General features: G+C 66.5%; 9 protein-coding genes. 4 read left to right on the top strand and 5 right to left on the bottom strand.

Going from position 1 to position 13,891, the window contains the following annotated elements:
• Positions 1–4: 4 nt before the first annotated feature.
• Entirely contained in the window at positions 5–607 is a 603-nt protein-coding gene (gene grpE / locus LDZ24_RS01960; RefSeq protein ID WP_248321242.1) for a nucleotide exchange factor GrpE, read from the bottom strand.
• Between the two features lie 363 nt (positions 608–970).
• Between grpE and LDZ24_RS01955 the strand changes: the two genes are divergently transcribed.
• Positions 971–1,132 carry a hypothetical protein gene (locus tag LDZ24_RS01955; RefSeq protein WP_175939501.1) on the top strand — a complete coding sequence of 54 codons (162 nt, stop codon included), beginning with the start codon at positions 971–973 and terminating at the stop codon, positions 1,130–1,132.
• Here the strand turns inward: LDZ24_RS01955 and LDZ24_RS01950 are convergent.
• The 3 genes from LDZ24_RS01950 to hrcA all read right to left on the bottom strand — a co-directional run bounded on the left by LDZ24_RS01950 (position 1,104) and on the right by hrcA (position 3,748).
• The gene (locus tag LDZ24_RS01950) at positions 1,104–1,511 is read right to left on the bottom strand and encodes an RNA-binding S4 domain-containing protein (protein ID WP_175939500.1); all 408 of its coding nucleotides are present in this window, start codon (positions 1,509–1,511) and stop codon (positions 1,104–1,106) included. The genes LDZ24_RS01955 and LDZ24_RS01950 overlap by 29 nt on opposite strands.
• A 25-nt stretch (positions 1,512–1,536) precedes the next feature.
• Positions 1,537–2,604, bottom strand: a complete 1,068-nt coding sequence (gene hemH / locus LDZ24_RS01945; protein WP_248321241.1) for a ferrochelatase — start codon at positions 2,602–2,604, stop codon at positions 1,537–1,539.
• A 127-nt stretch (positions 2,605–2,731) separates the two neighbouring features.
• Entirely contained in the window at positions 2,732–3,748 is a 1,017-nt protein-coding gene (gene hrcA / locus LDZ24_RS01940) for a heat-inducible transcriptional repressor HrcA (RefSeq protein WP_175939498.1), read from the bottom strand.
• A 186-nt stretch (positions 3,749–3,934) separates the two neighbouring features.
• Between hrcA and LDZ24_RS01935 the strand changes: the two genes are divergently transcribed.
• Together LDZ24_RS01935 and recN are read left to right on the top strand one after the other, a co-directional pair.
• Positions 3,935–4,828 (top strand): NAD kinase, encoded by an 894-nt coding sequence (locus tag LDZ24_RS01935; protein WP_175939497.1) that lies wholly within the window; start codon positions 3,935–3,937, stop codon positions 4,826–4,828.
• Positions 4,829–4,863: 35 nt separating this feature from the next.
• A complete protein-coding gene (recN, locus tag LDZ24_RS01930) occupies positions 4,864–6,516 on the top strand; it encodes a DNA repair protein RecN (RefSeq protein ID WP_248321240.1) in 1,653 nt (550 codons plus the stop codon).
• Between the two features lie 48 nt (positions 6,517–6,564).
• Here recN and glnE read toward each other — a convergent pair whose 3' ends face one another.
• Positions 6,565–9,357, bottom strand: coding sequence for a bifunctional [glutamate--ammonia ligase]-adenylyl-L-tyrosine phosphorylase/[glutamate--ammonia-ligase] adenylyltransferase (gene glnE, locus LDZ24_RS01925; protein ID WP_248321238.1), 2,793 nt, complete (start codon positions 9,355–9,357; stop codon positions 6,565–6,567).
• Between the two features lie 198 nt (positions 9,358–9,555).
• Between glnE and LDZ24_RS01920 the strand changes: the two genes are divergently transcribed.
• Positions 9,556–13,833, top strand: coding sequence for a YhdP family protein (locus tag LDZ24_RS01920; RefSeq protein ID WP_248321236.1), 4,278 nt, complete (start codon positions 9,556–9,558; stop codon positions 13,831–13,833).
• Positions 13,834–13,891 lie beyond the last annotated feature (58 nt).

The following is a 13,891-nucleotide window of genomic DNA, read 5'->3' as shown; positions in this document are numbered from 1 at the left end:
GGGCTTACTTCGGCGCAGCGACGGTGACGAGCGCCGGACGCAGCACGCGATCGGCGATGATATAGCCCTTCTGCAGCACGGCAACGATGGTGTTCGGCTCCTGATCTGCCGGCACCATGGAAATAGCCTGATGACGATGCGGGTCGAACTTCTCGCCGACCGGATTCAGTGCGACGACGCGGCCCTTTTCCAGCGCGCCGGTCAACTGGCGCAGCGTCAGTTCGACGCCTTCGCGCACCTTGGCGAGGTCCGTCGACTGATCCGCCAGCGCGGCTTCGAGGCTGTCGAGCACCGGCAGCAGATTTTCGGCGAAGTTTTCGATGGCGAACTTGTGCGCCTTCGCCACGTCTTCCTGGCCGCGGCGGCGTACGTTTTCCGTTTCAGCCTTTGCCCGGAGGAATTCTTCCTGCAGCGCGGCTACGCGGGCCTGCGCTTCCGCCAGCGCGGTTTCAGTCGCGTTCGTGCTGTTCGTGGCGGCTTCCGGCGCAGCAGTGCCGTCTGCCGAGGCGGCCTGCGTGCCTGCCTGAGTGGAGTCGGCGGCCTGGCGCGCGTTTTCGTCGGCGGGCGTGGGGTTCTGGCTCGCTGAATTCTCTTGCGTGTTTTCCATGTCGCTGAGTGTCATTACCGTGATTGGATGGATCGGGAATGCCGCCGGCCATTAAGCGGCCGACGCGCTTCCTTGCGCTAGCTGCCGAAATTGGGGCAGCGGAAAAGTTTTCAAGGGTTTGTCAGATCAAAATTGAACGTCAGTGTGCCAGCCCGGGCGCGCGCGAAATAAGCGGTAACGGACGTTTCGCCGCATCGCGTAAATTGAGATTGAGGGAATCGAGCGGCTCACCTACACTTCGATCAAGCACCGCAGGACGCACGTTTACCCTAATCCTACGATTGCTTCAAACCGCTTACGCGTCGCCAATTTCCTGATCCTCGCGCGGTCGTCCAGCCGCCGTTCCCGTTTCCCGGGGGTACCATGAAACTGACCTTTGCCATCGCGGTGGTCGCCCTGGTACTCGTCGCGGGAACCACGACCATCTGCATGTCCGGCGCCCTGACCGCCCGCACCACCGAATACGGCGGCGTTCACGCGACGGTCGAAGAATTCTTCAATCCGAACCTGAAAATCTGTCGATGATGCGGCGGTCGCGCTTCGTCGGCCTGCCCTGCATGCCGGCGGCCGGCTCGCGAAACGTCTTGCGCCGTTCCGCTTCCGCGAGTCGCTTGGTCCGGCCTTCGTCCGTCTCGGCGTAGAGCGTCTGCGCCACGGGCGCGGGACCGCGCACGTCGCACAGGCCGAGCACCTGCACCTGCCACACGATCCGCTCGATATCGATCTCGACGATATCGCCCACGCGCACGTCCTTCGACGGCTTCACGTTCGCGCCGCCGATTCTCACGCGGCCTTTCTCCACTGCGTCGCTCGCGAGCGAGCGCGTCTTGAAGAAACGCGCGGCCCACAGCCATTTGTCGATGCGCAGGCGCGCGCCCGGTTCCGTCGTGATCTTGTAATTCATGGTGATTCTCGTGCGATGAGCGGTTTCAGGCCGCCACCGTCACCGGTTGCGTGGCCTGTACAGGCCATCCTTGCAGATGTTGTGCCGCGATCTCGCCTAACGCCTTGATCCACGCCGGCGACGCGTTCAGGCAGGCGATGCGGTGGAACTCCTTGCCGCCCGCCTGCAGAAATTCGTCGCGCACTTCGATGCCGATTTCCTCGATCGTTTCGAGGCAGTCCGCCGTGAAGCCGGGGCAGAACACGTCCACGCGCTTCACGCCGGCCGCGCCCAGTTCCGCGAGCGTCGGCGCGGTGTACGGCTGCAGCCACTCCGCGCGGCCGAAGCGCGACTGGAACGTCACGCGGCATTCCACCGGCGTGAGCCCCAGCGCGGAGGCGAGCAGCGAGCCGGTCAACTGGCATTGGTCGTGGTACGGGTCGCCGAGGTCCATGGTCCGCTTCGGCACACCGTGAAAACTCAGCACGAGCTTGTCGCCCGAGGCGAAGTCCGGCTGGCCGTGCAGCCGCCAGTATTCACGCACCTGCTCGGCGAGCGCCGCGATGTACGCGGGATGGTCCGCGTAATGGCGAATGGTGCGGATCTCCGGCTGATTGCGCACGCGCTTGAGCGCCGTGAAGGCGTCGTCGAAAGCGGTGGCCGTGGTCGACGACGAATACTGCGGATACATCGGCACGAGCAGAATGCGATCGGCGCCTTCCAGCTTCAGCTGATTCAGCATGGCGCCGATGCCCGGCGTGCCGTAGCGCATCGCGTAATCGACGATGACGTGATAATCGTTCGCCGCAAAAAGCCGCCGCAAGCCTTCGACCTGCCGCTCCGTATAAACGCGCAACGGCGAGCCTTCGGGCATCCACACCTGCGCGTATTTTTTTGCCGATGCCCGCCCGCGAAACGGCAGGATGATGCCGCGCAGAATGATTTGCCAGATGAACGAGGGAATTTCGACGACGCGCGGATCGCTCAGAAACTGCGCGAGATATTTGCGCACCGCTCGCGGCGTGGGCGCGTCCGGCGTGCCGAGATTGATCAGCAGCACCGCGACGCGATGCGAGGCGCTGGGCTGCGAGGGCAACTCGAGGTCGAAACGCATAGGGCAAGGCGGCCGAAAGTCATCGAAAGGTGACGGCCATTATAGCGGCGCGTTCCAGCACGCTGCATCGGCCGAACGGCCTAGTGGCGGCGCATTCGGCGGCGCGGCAAGATGCCGTGACGGGGCGCTATTGCTGGCTGAGCGACATCGACAGCAGGCGCGCCGTGATATCGACGATGGGAATCACGCGGTTGTAGGCCATGCGCGTCGGGCCGATCACGCCGAGCGTGCCGACGATCTTGCCGTTCACTTCGTACGGCGCGGTCACGACGCTCATCTCCTCGATCGGCACGAGGTTCGATTCCCCGCCGATGAAAATCTGCACGCCCTGTGCGTGACTCGATACATCCAGCAACTGCAGGAGGCTCGTCTTTTGGTCGAAGAGGTCGAAGAGTTTGCGCAGGCGCGCCATGTCGGACGAAAGGTCCGCGACTTCGAGCAGGTTGCGCTCGCCGGAAATCAGCACGGTCTCGCCGGGATCGGTCTCGGCCGTGCTCGCGACGACCGCCGCTTGCATCAGCGTGGTCATGTCGCCGCGCAACTGGTCGATTTCCTCGCGCAGCCGGCGGCGCACTTCGTCGAAGGACAGGCCCGCGAAATGCGCGTTGATGTAATTCGAGGCTTCCGTGAGTTGCGAGGGCGAGTAGTCGCGCTGCGTGGCCATCATGCGGTTCTGCACGTCGCCTTCCGGCGTCACGATGATGAGCAGAATGCGCTTGTCCGACAGCCGCATGAACTCGATCTGCTTGAACATGTGGCTGCGGCGCGGCGTGAGGATCACGCCTGCGAACGAGGACAGGCTGGACAGCACGCTCGCCGCCGCCGCGACGATCTTCTGCGGCTCCTCGCCTTGCAGACGCGTCTTGACGGCCGTGGTCATCGCCTCGTCCTGCGGGGCTTCGACCGTCAGCATGGTATCGACGAACAGGCGATAGCCGCGCGGCGTCGGAATGCGCCCCGCCGACGTATGCGGACTGGCGACGAGGCCGAGGTCCTCGAGGTCCGACATCACGTTGCGGATGGTGGCGGGACTCAGTTCGAGGCCGGAGTGACGTGATAACGTGCGCGAACCGACCGGCTGACCTTCGGCGATGTAACGCTCGATCAACGTTTTCAGGAGGGTTTGTGCACGTGGGTCTAGCATGGGCAAATTTTAACGCAACGTGTCAAAGCGCGGCGACGGCTGCCGCTGCGGGCTCGCGCCGTTTCGGGCTGCGTCCGGCGGCGCGCCGATCGTTCAATGTCCGCTCCATTCTAGCGACAAACCGGGGCTGCCTGAGACCGCGCGGCCCCGGTTCTTTTCGCCTTCCACCTATGGTGTAATGCCGGCATGGAAATTGGCCAATTCAAGACCGTCGCCCTGGTCGGGCGCACCAACACGCCCGGCATCGAGGCGCCGCTGCGATCACTCGCGGAGCACATTGCGAACCAGGGCTTCGACGTGGTGTTCGAAGCCGGCACCGCGAAGGATGTCGGCGTGACCGACTATCCCGCGCTGTCCATCGCGGAGATCGGCGCGCGGGCGGATGTCGCTGTCGTGCTCGGCGGCGACGGCACCATGCTCGGCGTCGGCCGTCAGCTCGCGCCGTACAGAACGCCGCTCATCGGCGTGAATCACGGGCGGCTCGGCTTCATCACGGACATTCCGCTCAAGGAAATGCGCGAACGCGTGCCGCAAATGCTCGCGGGGCAATTCGAGCGCGAGGAGCGCAGCCTGCTCGAAGCGCGCATCGTGCGCAACGACAAGCCGATCTATCACGCGCTCGCGTTCAACGACGTAGTCGTGAATCGCAGCGGCTTCTCGGGCATGGCGGAGCTGCGCGTCTCGGTGGACGGCCACTTCATGTACAACCAGCGCTCCGACGGGCTGATCGTCGCGACGCCGACCGGCTCCACGGCGTACGCACTGTCTTCCGCCGGGCCGATCCTGCATCCGCAACTGCAAGGCTTCGTGCTCGTGCCGATCGCCCCGCACTCGCTCTCGAATCGTCCGATCGTGCTGCCCGACGACTCCAAGGTCACCATCCAGATCATTGGCGGGCGCGACGTGAACGTGAACTTCGACATGCAGTCGTTCACCGCCGTCGAACTGAACGACGCCATCGAGGTGCGGCGCTCCCGGCACACCGTGCCCGTGCTGCATCCGGTCGGCTACAGCACGTACGCCACGCTGCGCAAGAAACTGCACTGGAACGAGCATCCTTCCCAGGACTCGTCTGTCTGACCGCACAACTAAGCCGAACCCTTCCCGAAGCGTCCATGCTCCGTCATCTCTCCATTCGAGACTTCGTCATCGTCGCCGCGCTCGACATCGAATTCGATTCGGGCTTCACGGTTTTTTCGGGTGAAACCGGCGCGGGCAAATCGATTCTGATCGACGCCCTCGCACTCACGCTCGGCGCGCGCGCCGACGCGAGCGTCGTGCGCACCGGCGAGCCGCGCGCGGACATCACCGCCGAGTTCGGCACGCACGCGCAAGTGGTTCGCTGGCTCGACGAGCACGCGCTTTCGCAAGACGGCGACACGGTAATGCTGCGCCGCGTGATCGATTCGAGCGGCCGCTCGCGCGCATTCATCAACGGCACGCCGGCGACGCTCACGCAATTGCGCGAAGTCGGCGAGATGCTCGTGGATATCCACGGCCAGCACGCGCATCAGTTATTGATGCGGCCCGACGCGCAGCGCGAGTTGTTCGATACGCATGCCGGTCTGGTCGATACGGCGGCCGCCGTGAATCGCGCGTGGCGGGCTTGGCGCGAAGCGCAGCAGGCCGTCGACGCCGCGCAAAGCCGCGACCGCGAACTGCAGCTGGAGCGCGAACGCCTCGCCTGGCAACTCAGCGAGTTCGACAAGCTCGCGCCGCAGCCCGGCGAATGGGAGGAAGTGAGCGCGGAGCATCATCGGCTGTCGCATTCGGCGAGTCTGATCGACGGCGTGCAGAACGCGCTCGGCGCGCTTTCCGAATCCGATGACGCGATGATCTCCCAGCTCGGCGCCATCATTTCGAAGCTGCGCGCTCTCGCCGACATCGACCCGGCGCTCAACGATGCGCTCGCCTCGCTCGAACCGGCCGAGATCCAGTTGCAGGAAGCGTCGTACTCGCTGTCGCACTATGCGCAGCGGCTGGAGCTCGATCCGGACCGGCTCGCGCAAGTCGAAAAGCGCATGGATCAGCTTCATTCGACGGCGCGCAAGTTCCGTCTTCAGCCCGAAGCCTTGCTGGAAGAACACGAAACGCGCCGCCGTCAGCTCGCCGCGCTCGACGCCGCCGCCGATCTCGACGCGCTGAACGCCGCCGCCGCGAAAGCGAAAGACGCGTACCTCGCCGAAGCGAACGTGCTTTCGAAGGCGCGCGCGAAGGCAGCGAAGTCGCTCTCGAAAGCGGTCACTGAAGGCATGCAGGAACTGTCGATGGCGGGCGGCAGCTTCGAAGTCGCGCTCGTGCCGCTCGCGGAAGGCGGCGCGAACGGGTTGGAGCAGATCGAGTTTCGCGTTGCCGGTCACGCTGGCGTCGCGTTGCGGCCGCTCGCGAAGGTCGCCTCGGGCGGCGAACTGGCGCGTATCAGCCTCGCGCTCGCGGTCATCGCGAGTACCGCGAGCCCGACGCCGACGCTCATTTTCGACGAAGTGGACACGGGCATCGGCGGCGGCGTCGCGGAAGTCGTCGGACGGCTACTGCATCAACTCGGGCGCGACCGTCAGGTGCTGTGCGTCACGCACTTGCCGCAAGTGGCCGCGCGCGGCGATCAGCATTTCCAGGTCGCGAAGTCGTCCGACGATGCCGGCGGCACCGTCAGCACCGTGACGCCTCTCGACAAGGCGAAGCGCGTCGAGGAAGTGGCGCGGATGCTCGGCGGTATCGAAATCACCGCGACGACGCGCAAGCACGCGAAGGAAATGCTGGCGGCGTGAGCGCGGCGGGCGACGGCGCCGCCCTTTCCGCGCCAACCGCCCGCCGCTTCACATGCCATCCCCAAACACGCGCCGCCACAGCCGTGTCACCGCTTCGCGCTCCGCGCGCACGACAGCCGGATCGACGCGCGCCTTCTCCATCCCATCGAGCCGCAGCGTGTGCTGGAGCTTGCGGTAATACCGGTACGCCGCGCCGATGGTCTCCGCATCGGGCTCCGAAATGAGGCCGCTCCGCGCCGCGATCTTCAAGAGCGTGATGTTCCCCGCGTTGCGCAGAAACTCGCGGTGCGTGCGCGTATGCAGCAACACCCAGTACTGCACGATGAATTCGATATCGACCATGCCGCCGCGATCGTGCTTCAGGTCGAACAGATCGCTGCGATTTGGATGCCCCGCCGCCACGCGTTCCCGCATCGCGACGATTTCGAGCGCGAGCGCCGCCGCATCGCGCTCCATCACCAGCACGTCGGCGCGGATCGCTTCGAACTGCGCGCCGATGTCGGCATCGCCCGCGCTGAACCGCGCCCGCGACAGCGCCTGATGCTCCCACACCCACGCGGTATTGGCCGCGTCGCCCTCGCGTAGCTGATAGCGGCGAAACGAATCGAGGCTCGTGACCAACAGCCCGGACTCGCCGTTCGGCCGCAGCCGCAGGTCCACGTCGAACAGCGTGCCCGCGCCCGTCGCCGCCGTCAGCCACGTAATCAAACGGCGCGCGAACATCGCGTAGATGTCGGAGGCGGCGTCGTCGGGGTCGTCGTAGAGAAAGATCAGATCGAGATCCGACGCGTAGCCCAGTTCCTTGCCGCCCAGCTTCCCATACGCGATGACCGAGAATTTCGGCGTCTCGCGATGCCGCTTCGGGAACTGCTTCCAGACGGTTTCGACGGTCACGTCGAGCACCGCGTCCGCGAGTTCGGACAAGCGGTCGCTCACGTGCTCGACCGTCAGCCGCCCGGCCAGATCCAGTAGCAGAATGCGGAACACTTCGGCCTGATGCGCGTGGCGCAGCAAGTCCATCTGATGCTCGGCGTCCTCCGCGGCGGCGAGACGCGCATTCAGCGCGCGCCGGAATTCGGGCCAGTCGAACGGGCTGGAAATGGCTTCGTCGTCGAGCAATTCGTCGAGCAATTGCGGATGACGGATCAGATAGCCCGCCGCCCAGCGCGACCCCGACAGCACCGAGAGCACGCGGTCGAGCGCCGCCGGATATTCGGTGAGCAACGCGAGGTACGCGCCGCGCTTCGCCGTCGCTTCGAGCAGATCGAAGAGACGCGCGATGGTGTCCACGCGGCGGGCCGCGTCGATGTTCTGCACGGCTTCCAGCGCGCGCTGCGCGACGATATCGAACCGGCCGCGGCTTTGTTCCGGCAGCCCGGCATAGCGCGACGAGTTCCAGACGCCCGTCAGCCGCGCGAGCACCGGCGCCGGGTCTGCGAAGCCCAATTCCATGAGACGCGCGGTGAGTTCGTCCTGCGCGGATTCGTCGGCGAGCGCGCTGCTCCAGATCCACGACGCCGCCGAATCGTCCGCCACGCCGCAGCCGCGCTCGCCGCTCACCTTGTCGGCGAAAATTGCGTCGAACTGCTGCTCGACGAATTCGCGATGCGCGTCGAGCTTCGCCATCAACGCGGCGTAATCCGCGAAGCCGAGCGACGACGCGAGCAGCGCGCGCTCGTCGTCGGCCACGGGCATGGCGTGCGTCTGCGCATCGTTGCGATATTGCAGACGATGCTCGACCGTGCGCAGGAAGAGATACGCGTCGGTGAGCGCATCGCGCACATTAGGCGCGATGAGCCCGTTGGCCGCCGCGCGTTCGAGCACGGCGAGCGTCGGCCGGATACGAAAATCCGCTGCCTGTCCGCCGCGAATCAACTGAAACACTTGCGCGCTGAACTCGATTTCGCGGATGCCGCCGCGCCCGAGCTTGATGTCGTCGGCCTTGTCGGGCCGCATGGACGCGCGCCGCCGCGCTTCCTGCCGAATCTGCTGATGCAGCGAGCGGATCGCCGCGATCACGCCGTAATCGAGATAGCGGCGGTAGACGAACGGCGTGGCGATCGCGTCGAGCTGCTTCGCGAGCCGTTGCGCGGACTCGCTTTCGCGCTCGGACACGAGCCGCGCCTTGATCCACGCGTAGCGCTCCCACTCGCGGCCCTGCACGTAAAAGTACTCTTCCAGCATGCCGAGACTGCACACAAGCGGCCCGGAATCGCCGTTCGGACGCAGCCGCATGTCGACGCGAAACACATAGCCGTCCTGCGTGATTTCCGCGAGCGCGCCGATCAGCCGCCGCCCGAGCCGCGTGAAGAATTCCTGCGTCGCGAGCGGCGCGCGCGTGCCGCCGGCGGTTTCGCCGTCGTCTTCGTAGACGAAGATCAGATCGATATCCGACGACGCGTTCAATTCGCGCCCGCCGAGCTTGCCCATGCCGACGACGCCGAGCGTGAGCCGCTCGCCGTTGGGCCCGCGCGGTTCGCCGAACAGCGTTTCGAGGTCCGCCGTCAGCACGGCGAGCGCGCGCTGGATAGTCACTTCGGCGAGATCGGTCATCGCGCCGGTGACTTCGGCGACATCGGCCGCGCCGCGCAGATCGCGCTCCATCACCGTGCAGAACACGTCCACGCGGAGGCGCCGCAGCGCCGTTTTGAGCGCGGCTTCGTCGAGCGCGCCGTTTGACGAAGCGCGCGCGCAGTGCGCGTCGAGACGCGCTTCGATCCACTCGCGCGTGACGGGCGACTGCGCCCACTCCGCCACGCTCGATGCCAATTCGGCGCGCGCGGCATACGCGCGGGCCGCATAAGTGGAGTAGCCGGAACTGCGCAGAGTCACATCGGTCATGAATGGTTAGGCTCGCAGGTTGCTTTGCGTCGAGTGTTTCGGTGCGCGGGCGGGCGTAGGCGGCGCGGCTCGAAAGGCTTGCGCGGCGGGCCTGCGCGGGCCGTCCGGCGCGCGCACGCCGCAGATATCCGCGCCTTGCCCTGTGTTACATTTCAGCGTCGAACACGCAAAACTACCATATCGCCGAACAGCCGCAGCATGTCCGACAGCAGACGATCCGTCGACCCGACCGAAGTTGGACAAGCCCAGCCCAGCGGCAACGCCGAGCGCGTTCTGTCGCGCGTTCTCAAAGTCGTTCTCGTCATCGCGGCCGTGCTGTATTTCGCGGTCGCGTGCATCTATCTCGGCCTGCGCTATGTCGTGCTGCCGCAGATCGATTCGTTCAGGCCGCGCATCGAGGAAGCCGTCTCCACGCGCATGCACGCGCAGTTGCGCATCGGCCGGCTGTCCGCGCGATGGACGGGCATGCAGCCGACCATCGACATCGACAATCTTCGCATCGACGCCGCCGACGGCTCGCCGGGGCTCGCGGTGCCGCACGCGAGCGCGAGTATCGCGTGGCGCTCGCTCGTGCAGCTCAAGCCGAAACTGGCGGATCTGACCGTCGATGGCCCCGACGTGATCGCCGCGCGCAACGCCAAAGGCGAAGTCACGGTCGCGGGCGTGACGATTCCGACGCATCGCACGGGCTCTAACGCGTTCACCACATGGCTGCTCGGACAAGAGCACATTCTGCTGCGCGACGGCACGCTGCGTTGGCGCGACGCCCAGCGCGGCGCGCCCGAGATCGCGTTCAAGCGGCTGCGGCTCACCGTGCTGAACGACGGCCTGCGTCATCGCGTGGCGCTTGCCGCCCCACCCGACGGCGAGGTGCTGCACGGTCCGCTCGACCTGCGCGCGGACTTTCGCCACGAGCCGTTCAGCGCGATGGGCGCGCCCGCGAACTGGACGGGCCGCGTGTACCTGTCGACCGGTCCGCTGGATCTGCCGACGCTCGGGCGCTACGTGAAGCTGCCGTTCGCCATCTACGATGGCCGCGTCGAAAACCGCATCTGGGTCAACTTCGCGCGCGGGGAGTTGCAGAGCGCGAACGGCGACCTCGCGGGCGGCAACATCGCGCTGCGCGTGCGGGCGACGCAGCCGCGACTCGATCTTCCGGTGGCGCGCTTCGGCTGGACCGTCGACAAGAAGGACGGCGCGTACACGCTCAATTTGTCCGACCTGCGCGCCGAACTCGGCCAGCCCGCGCTAGAAGACGGCACGCCGGTCGCGCGCCTCCTGACCTCGCGGACGCTCAGCGCAACGTATCGGCCGGCGGCGGTCAACGTCGGCCTGCTCTTTCGCGTGACGGGCGATGAAGCCGATCTCGGCATCCTCGCTGAATTCACGCGCGCGCTGCCGGTTCCGGCGCGCGTGCTGAACGAACTCGTGCGCTTCAATCCGCGCGGGCAGATCGCCAATTTCACGATCTACACGGAACGCGTGCCGCCGCGCAGCGAAGAAGAAGTGCAGCGCCAGCGCGAAAAAGGCGACGCGAAGCTGCTGCACTATGCGTTCAAGGGCGAGTTGCAGGGCATCAGCGTGCAGGCGCAGGAGCCGCCGCCGGGACTCACCGCGAACAATCACCCGCGCGCCGGCATTCCGGGAATCGAAAACCTGTGGGGCGCGGTCGACGCGAACGAGTCGCAAGGCACCATCAGCATCGATACGAAGAACGCGGCCGTGACGATTCCCGGCGCGTTCGACGACCCGCGCCTCATCTTCGATTCGCTGCAAGGCCACGCGAGCTGGACCGTCGCGGATGCCATCGCGCCGGGCGAACTGCGCCGCGCGTTCACCATTCATCTGGACACGCTGCGCGTGAAGAACGCCGATGCCGAAGGCGAAGTCACCGCCGCGTACTGGAATCAGGGCCACGGCCGCGGCAATCTCGACCTGAAGGCGAAGGTCGCGCATCTGAACGCGACGCACCTCGTGCGCTATCTGCCGACGAGCCTGAACGAGCGCGTGCGCGTCTACCTCGGCCACGCGTTGCAGGCGGGCGTCGCGCGCAACGCCACGCTGGAAGTGCACGGCGATCTCACGCGCTTTCCGTACGCGAAGTTTCCGGATGCCGGCGTGTTTCGCATCGAAGCGCCGTTCACCGGCGGCAAGTTCGATCCGACGCCGTTCCCGCCGCGCAAGATGGCCAACGGCTTGCCGAATTTCTGGCCGGCGTTTGAAGGCATCGACGGCACCTTCACGCTCGCGCAGAACAAGCTCGGCTTCGACATTCATCGCGGGCATTACAAGGGCGTCGCGGTGTCGCGCGTGATCGGACGTATCGACGATACGGGCAACCGCGAGACGAAGCTGTGGATCGACGGCCAGGCGCACGGGCCGCTCGCCGACATGCTGCAATACGTCGATAACAGCTCGCTCGGCCTGATGGCGAAGCACGCGACGCGCAAGCTCGACGCGAAGGGCAACGCGTCGCTCGCGCTCACGCTCGGCATTCCGCGTTACCGCCCGCCGCCGCCGCTGCCGCCGCTGCGCACGGAGTACAAAGGCTCGCTGACCTTCGCCGACAACGAGGTCGCGTATGCCAATCTGCCGCCGCTCACGCATTTGCGCGGCCGCGCCGACTTCGCGGCGAAGACCGTCACGCTCGATTCGCTCACGGCGCAACTGCTCGGCGGCGACGTGCGCGCGACCGGCGGCGTGCGGCCCGACGGCAGCTACGCGTTCGATGTGAACGGGCGCATCGGCACCGACGCCGCCGCGCGTTTCAACGGACGCATGACGCCGCAGGTGACGCAGCTTCTGACGCGCATCGATGGCGCCGCGCCGTACGAACTGCACGTGCGCGGCGCGAGGAACGCGCTGCCCGACGTGCAGGCGAAAGCGGATCTCACGGGCGTCGGCATCGACTTGCCCGCGCCGTTCGGCAAGGCGAAGGGCGCGCCGATGCCGTTCACGTTCAGCTTCGCGCCCGCGCCCGGCGCCGCGTCCGATCTGCACGACGCGCGGCTCACGCTCGGGCCGCTCGCGGCGCATTACCAGTTGCGGCGCATCGGCCGGGCGGAAGTGAAGATCGATCCGGAAAACCCGGCCGCGCCGATGAACATGCGCGCGACCTTGCAAGCCGTGCGCGGCGCGATCGCTGTGAACAAGCCCGCCGACTTGCCGGCAGAAGGCGTGACCGCCGACGTGGACCTAAAGACGCTCGACGCCGATGCATGGCGCAAGACATTCGCGGACGCCAACGCGAACGCCTCGCCTTCTGCGCCCTCCCCGCCCGCTTCGCCCATGAGCGACACCGCCCGCCAGTTCGTCCCGACGCTCGCCGCGCTGCACATCGGCACGCTGATGCTCCTCGACCGGCGCTGGGAGAACATTGCCATCGACGCGCGCGGGGAGTCGAGCGATCGCAAGTGGCTCGCGAACATCGCATCGGACCAGGTGACGGGCAGCGTCGCGTTCACGCCCGGCGCGGTCAAGGGCGGCCCCGGCGCGGTGCAGGCGCGGCTCGACAAGGTGGCGATTCCCGACAAGGCGGACAACGCGCCCGCCGAAAAAGCGATGAGCAAGCCGCCGCGCAACATGCCGTCCATCGACGTGATCGTGAATCAGCTCGTTCTGCGCGGCCGCGATCTCGGCCGGCTCGAAGTGGATGCGCACAACGAAGTCGTCGCCGATGAGCCGATCTGGACGCTCGACAAATTGCAGCTCGCCAATCCGGACGCGACCTTCACCGCGAACGCCATCTGGCGCGCGCTGCCGGGCGCGCAGCCGCCACGCGACGGCGATGCCACGCCCCGCCGCACGTCGGTCGATTTCAAGCTGGACGTGAACAACGGCGGGCAGTTCCTGGACCGCTTCGGCGTGCCACATTCAGTCAACGGCGCGACCGGTGCGGTATCCGGCCACGCGGGCTGGAACGGCGGTCCGACCGCGGTCGATCTGCCCACGCTCGACGGCACCGTGGCGGTCGATCTGCGGCACGGCCAGATTCTGCGGGCGCCGGCCGCCGCGAAGTGGCTCGGCATTCTGAGCCTGCGCAGCCTCGCCAATCTGCTCACGCTGCATTTCGAGGATGTGGTCGGCAAGGGGCTGCCGTTCGAGAAGCTCACGGGCAATGCGCGCATCGCGGACGGCACCGCCCGCACCGACGATCTTTCGATGATCACGCCGCCCGCCCGGGTGCAGGTGCACGGCTCGGTCGATCTGCCGAAGAAAACGCAGGATCTTCGCGTCAAGGTGATTCCGACCGTCGGCGCGGGCGCGGTGGCGCTCGGCGCGGCGGTGATCAATCCGCTGCTCGGTCTCGGCGCGCTCGCCGCTGACCTCGCGCTGTCGCAGTCGATCAAGAAAGCGTTCGCGGTCGACTATTTGATCACCGGATCGTGGACCAAGCCGGTCGTTCAGCGCCTGCATGGCGATCAGGGTAAGATCGAATCACCCGCTGCCGTCGCGCGTCCGTCAGCCGCTCAATAAATGCGAGTTGTCGTCGCAAGGCGCGCGGGCGGCGTCCCTCTTCGACCAACCCAGCGCC

It is taken from the genome of Caballeronia sp. Sq4a, assembly GCF_023170545.1.
GTDB lineage: Bacteria > Pseudomonadota > Gammaproteobacteria > Burkholderiales > Burkholderiaceae > Caballeronia.
The sequence above is the reverse complement of the archived record's forward strand: the minus strand, read 5'-3'. Positions and strand labels throughout refer to the sequence as shown.

Coding starts and splice junctions, on each gene's coding strand:
- grpE (WP_248321242.1), bottom strand. CDS start 607: ATGGAAAACACGCAAGAGAATTCAGCGAGCCAGAACCCCACGCCCGCC.
- LDZ24_RS01955 (WP_175939501.1), top strand. CDS start 971: ATGAAACTGACCTTTGCCATCGCGGTGGTCGCCCTGGTACTCGTCGCG.
- LDZ24_RS01950 (WP_175939500.1), bottom strand. CDS start 1,511: ATGAATTACAAGATCACGACGGAACCGGGCGCGCGCCTGCGCATCGAC.
- hemH (WP_248321241.1), bottom strand. CDS start 2,604: ATGCGTTTCGACCTCGAGTTGCCCTCGCAGCCCAGCGCCTCGCATCGC.
- hrcA (WP_175939498.1), bottom strand. CDS start 3,748: ATGCTAGACCCACGTGCACAAACCCTCCTGAAAACGTTGATCGAGCGT.
- LDZ24_RS01935 (WP_175939497.1), top strand. CDS start 3,935: ATGGAAATTGGCCAATTCAAGACCGTCGCCCTGGTCGGGCGCACCAAC.
- recN (WP_248321240.1), top strand. CDS start 4,864: ATGCTCCGTCATCTCTCCATTCGAGACTTCGTCATCGTCGCCGCGCTC.
- glnE (WP_248321238.1), bottom strand. CDS start 9,357: ATGACCGATGTGACTCTGCGCAGTTCCGGCTACTCCACTTATGCGGCC.
- LDZ24_RS01920 (WP_248321236.1), top strand. CDS start 9,556: ATGTCCGACAGCAGACGATCCGTCGACCCGACCGAAGTTGGACAAGCC.